This window comes from Bacillus cereus group sp. BfR-BA-01381, assembly GCF_022663555.1.
Taxonomy (GTDB): Bacteria; Bacillota; Bacilli; order Bacillales; family Bacillaceae_G; genus Bacillus_A; species Bacillus_A pacificus.
In genome coordinates this window covers 1-5,088 of record NZ_JAKUFR010000162.1, presented here as the reverse complement: position 1 = coordinate 5,088, position 5,088 = coordinate 1, and the positions used below count along the sequence as shown (strand labels likewise).

Sequence of the window (5,088 nt, the reverse complement as noted above, 5' to 3'; positions counted from 1 at the left end):
CTGCACGATCAATATCTTCCATATGCCAATTGGAAGCAGGGCTTACTTTACATAAATGTGGTACACGCCTTGAAACGGCATCAATACGGCTCATATCATAATCTAGTCCTGCCTCATGTGCGAGTGCTAATGTATGTAACACTGTATTTGTTGAACCGCCCATCGCCATATCAAGCGCGAACGCATCATCAATTGCTTCTTCTGTTACGATGTCTCTCGGTTTAATATCTCTTTCAATTAAAATCTTTAATTTCTCTGCTGCTTCTTTAATTAATTCTTCGCGTCTTGGATCAATAGCTAAAATACTACCGTTACCAGGAAGAGCTAAACCTAATACTTCACATAAACAATTCATAGAATTCGCTGTAAACATACCAGAACAAGAACCACAAGATGGACAGCCATGATCTTCAATATCCTTTAATTCTTCTTCTGAAATTTTCCCAGATTGATATGCTCCTACTCCTTCGAACACAGAACTTAAATCGACAACTTCTCCTTTAGATGTTTTCCCGGCCGCCATCGGACCACCTGAAACAAAAACAGTTGGAATGTTAATACGAAGTGCCGCCATCATCATACCAGGTGTGATTTTGTCACAGTTTGGAATACAAATCATACCATCAAACCAATGGGCATTTACAACCGTTTCTACTGAATCTGCAATAATTTCACGACTCGGAAGCGAATAACGCATACCGATATGCCCCATCGCAATACCGTCATCTACTCCAATTGTATTAAATTCAAATGGAACCATACCTGCTGCACGCACTGCTTCTTTAACAAGTTTCCCAAACTCATTTAAGTGCTTATGACCTGGAATAATTTCAATAAAAGAATTACAGATTGCTATAAACGGTTTATCAAAATCTTCATCTTTCAAACCAGTTGCTTTTAATAAACTACGATGCGGCGCTTTATCAAAACCTTTTTTAATCATGTCACTTCTCATCTTGTCAAATCCCCTCTTACGTATTTTTCACTTGCAATCTATTACCCTATTTCTTTACTAATTCTTTCGGTGCATCAATCCAGCTCATCATTTCACGAAGCTCAGCCCCTACTTTTTCTAACTGATGATTTTGCTCTGCTTTTTTCATCGCATTATATGTTGGACGCCCCGCTTGATTTTCTAAAATCCATTTCTTCGCGAATTCACCTTGCTGAATTTCTGTAAGTACTCGTTTCATCTCTTTCTTCGTTTCATCTGTAACAATTCTCGATCCTGTTACATAATCTCCAAACTCTGCCGTATCGGAAATAGAATGGCGCATGTTCGTTAAACCACCTTCGTACATTAAATCAACAATTAACTTTAATTCATGTAAACATTCGAAGTATGCAATTTCAGGTCGATATCCGCCTTCCGTTAATGTTTCAAAACCAGCTTTTACAAGTGCAGTTACACCTCCGCAAAGTACCGCTTGCTCACCAAACAAATCGGTTTCTGTTTCTTCTTGGAATGTCGTTTCAATTACACCTGCACGTGTACACCCTACACCTTTTGCATACGCAAGTGCTACATGTAATGCGGTGCCTGTTGCATCTTGATGTACTGCGACTAATGCCGGAACACCATTTCCTTCTTGGAACACACGGCGAACGAGATGACCTGGACTTTTTGGTGCGACCATCGCTACATCTACGTAACTTGGCGGATTAATTTGTCCGAAGTGAATATTAAATCCATGTGAGAAAAGTAACATTTGCCCTTCACGGAGATTCTCTTCTACATCTGCTTTATACACATGTGCTTGCTGTTCATCTGGCAGTAACATTTGTACAACGTGTGCGGTTCGAACTGCTTCTGAAACAGACATTACTTCAAATCCATCTGCTTTTGCTACTTCAAAAGACTTACCATATCGAACACCAACTACAACTTCTACACCAGAATCACGTAAATTTTGTGCCTGTGCATGACCTTGAGATCCATAACCAATTACCGCAACTGTTTTCCCTTTTAATAACTCTACATTTGCATCTTTTTCATAATATGTTTTCATATTCGATACACTCCTTATAATTTATTTACTTGCAGTACATCAATTAATTTTTTCAACTGACTAACAAGTAATGTCGCTTCATTTTCAGTACAAACTGCTGTGAGTTTCATTTCAGAAACGCCACTAGTATCTCTTTCGTTTAAATGTAAAGAAGAAATATAATAGCCACGCCGAGCAAAAATCCCACTTATACGTAATAAGACGCTTGGCTCGTTATGAATAACGAGTGAAAAAGTATGACTCATTCTTCCCACCTCTTCATAATCATTTCGTTATTCCCTTTATTTGGCGGAACCATCGGAAATACGTTTTCACCTTCTTCTACACAAAAATCAACTACGACAGGACCTTCATGAGCAATTGCTTCTAACATCACTTGTTTCGCCTCTATTGAATTTGTAGCCCTTAATCCCTTCACTCCATAAGCTTCTGCCACTTTCACAAAATCTGGTGATCCAATTTTTGATTCTGATAAACGATTTTCATAAAACATTTCTTGCCATTGCCTTACCATCCCTAAAAATTTATTGTTTATAATAAATACTTTTACAGGGATGTTATTTTCAGCGATTGTTTGTAGTTCTTGAATATTCATTTGAAAAGAAGCATCACCTGCAATACAAATGACGAGTTCTTCTTCTTTCGCAAGCTGAGCACCAATTGCCGCCGGAAAACCAAACCCCATCGTTCCTAGTCCGCCAGATGTGAGAAAAGTCCGTGGATTTTTCGCTTTATAAAAATGCGCAGCCCACATTTGATGCTGTCCTACTTCTGTCGTAACAATCGCTTCACCATTCGTTAATTCACTTACTAAGCTAATAACATGCTGTGGTTTTAACTCACTTTCTTTTTGATTATAGAAAAGAGGGTATTCCGCTTTCCATTCCTCGGTTTTCGTAATCCATTCATCTGTCTGTGTACAAATCTGCATATGTAACAACATGTGTAACGCTTTTTTCACATCTCCAACAACTGGATATTCCACAGTTACATTTTTATGAAACTCCGAAGGATCTATATCAATATGTACCTTTTTTGAATGAGGAGAAAAGAGTTCTAATTTTCCTGTTACACGGTCATCAAAACGAACACCTAAAGCAAGTAATAAGTCACATTCTGTTACTGCCATGTTTGCAGCATACGTTCCATGCATACCGAGCATTCCTAAAAATAATGAATCTCCCGGCGGATATGCACCTAGTCCCATTAAAGTTGATACGACTGGAATACGATTTTCTCTCGCAAATTTGATAAGTTCATCAGATCCACCTGAATGAATGACACCTCCTCCAATATAAAGAAGTGGACGTTTTGCTTTTGAAATTTCTTTCGCTACCTCTCTAATCTTCATACTGTCTGGCATAGGCTCTAGTTTATATCCTGGAATCTCAATCACTTCATTGTAAAAACTTGTTACATTTTCATTTTGAATATCTTTTGGAATATCAATTAATACCGGCCCCGGCCGCCCGCTTTCGGCGATGTAAAAAGCTTCTTGTACGATGCGCGATAAATGATTCCCATCACGAACTTGGTAATTATGCTTCGTAACAGGTACTGTAATCCCAACAACATCTGCTTCTTGAAATCCGTCTTTACCAATTAATGGCCTTGCAACTTGCCCTGTAATGACAACTAAAGGAATCGAATCCATATAAGCATCTGCTAAGCCCGTAACTAAATTTGTCGCCCCTGGGCCAGAGGTAGCAAAGACTACCCCGACCTTTCCAGAAGCTCTCGCATATCCTTCTGCCGCATGAATAGCAGCTTGTTCATGACGAGTTAAAATGTGCTTTAAACCACTTCCGTATAACGCATCGTACACTGGCAAAATCGCTCCGCCCGGATAACCGAAAACAGTCGTTACGCCTAAATTCTTCAAACATTGAATAACGTGTCCAGCTCCTGTCACATCTTCACACTGTAATTTCTCATATGTTGTATACTGTTGCTCCATTTTAATTAACTCCTCTCCCTACCTACAGTAAGCTTTCCGCCAATCCTGGAACACGTACTCCTCTTTCTCTCGTTAACTTTTTAAATTCCTCTGTCAATTGTTTTGTTACACTTCCTGGTTTCCCATCTCCAATTTCTCTTGAATCAACTTTTACAACAGGAATTAATTCTGCTGCCGTTCCCGTTAAAAATACTTCATCTGCTACATATACGTCATGGCGAGTAAATGGCCTTTCCTCACATGGAATATGAAGTCGCTCACATAGCTCAATAACACTATTTCTTGTAATACCTTCTAATGCTCCTAAATAGGATGGCGGGGTTAATACTTTTCCATCTTTCACAACGAAAACATTATCTCCAGATCCTTCACAAACATATCCTTGTTGATTTAACATAAGAGCCTCTAGCACTCCTGCTTGTGCCGCTTCAATTTTTACAAGTACGTTATTTAAGTAGTTCATCGACTTAATACGTGGGTCTAATGCATCTGGTGTATTACGTCTTGATGCAACAGATACAACGCTTAATCCATTATCGTAAAATTCCTGTGGGAATAACTTTAATTGTTCTGCAATGATAATAACGCTCGGTTTCACACAACTTCTCGGATCGAGCCCTAAGTCCCCTTTTCCTCTTGAAACAATTAACCGAATATAAGCATCTGCATACTCATTTTTTTGAAGTGTCTGTAAAACTGCTTCTTCCATTTCGTCAACCGTCAGCGGGATTGTAAGTAAAATAGATTTTGCCGATTCATATAATCGTTTTACATGTTCTTTTAAACAAAATACATTTCCACCGTAACTACGAATCCCTTCAAATACACCGTCTCCGTATAAAAAACCATGATCATATACTGAAACAACTGCCTTTTCTTTTTCTACAAATTCCCCATTCATATAAATGTACTGATTTCCCATCTCACATCGCTCCTCTTTTTTTCTCTCTATTCTTGCAATCTATTTCTATATCGATTGCTGAGATGAGTATTTTTAACAGAATATTCAGTATATAAATCTTAAAAATATACTCGTCTCAACAATCGATTACATACATACTTGTAGCGATCCATTGCTGAGACGAGGGAATCGTGGTACCACTCAGCTTCCTTACACTTCTC

The 5,088-nt window shown here is 38.5% G+C and carries 5 protein-coding genes; all 5 read right to left on the bottom strand.

Annotation, left to right across the window (positions count from 1 at the left end):
- The coding region (gene ilvD / locus MR079_RS27565) for a dihydroxy-acid dehydratase (RefSeq protein ID WP_242295011.1) at positions 1 to 955 on the bottom strand (955 nt) is incomplete at its 3' end.
- 46 nt (positions 956 to 1,001) lie between these two features.
- The gene (gene ilvC, locus MR079_RS27560; protein ID WP_242295010.1) at positions 1,002 to 2,009 is read right to left on the bottom strand and encodes a ketol-acid reductoisomerase; all 1,008 of its coding nucleotides are present in this window, start codon (positions 2,007 to 2,009) and stop codon (positions 1,002 to 1,004) included.
- A 14-nt stretch (positions 2,010 to 2,023) separates the two neighbouring features.
- Positions 2,024 to 2,254, bottom strand: coding sequence for an ACT domain-containing protein (locus tag MR079_RS27555; RefSeq protein WP_000019916.1), 231 nt, complete (start codon positions 2,252 to 2,254; stop codon positions 2,024 to 2,026).
- On the bottom strand, positions 2,251 to 3,966 hold the full coding sequence (gene ilvB / locus MR079_RS27550) for an acetolactate synthase large subunit (protein ID WP_139867762.1): 1,716 nt from the start codon (positions 3,964 to 3,966) through the stop codon (positions 2,251 to 2,253). Before ilvB ends, MR079_RS27555 begins: the two co-directional genes overlap by 4 nt.
- Before the next feature lie 22 nt (positions 3,967 to 3,988).
- Complete coding sequence (gene ilvE, locus MR079_RS27545; RefSeq protein ID WP_000528129.1) at positions 3,989 to 4,888, bottom strand: branched-chain-amino-acid transaminase; 900 nt, start codon at positions 4,886 to 4,888, stop codon at positions 3,989 to 3,991.
- Positions 4,889 to 5,088 lie beyond the last annotated feature (200 nt).

Coding starts and splice junctions, on each gene's coding strand:
- ilvC (WP_242295010.1), bottom strand. CDS start 2,009: ATGAAAACATATTATGAAAAAGATGCAAATGTAGAGTTATTAAAAGGG.
- MR079_RS27555 (WP_000019916.1), bottom strand. CDS start 2,254: ATGAGTCATACTTTTTCACTCGTTATTCATAACGAGCCAAGCGTCTTA.
- ilvB (WP_139867762.1), bottom strand. CDS start 3,966: ATGGAGCAACAGTATACAACATATGAGAAATTACAGTGTGAAGATGTG.
- ilvE (WP_000528129.1), bottom strand. CDS start 4,888: ATGGGAAATCAGTACATTTATATGAATGGGGAATTTGTAGAAAAAGAA.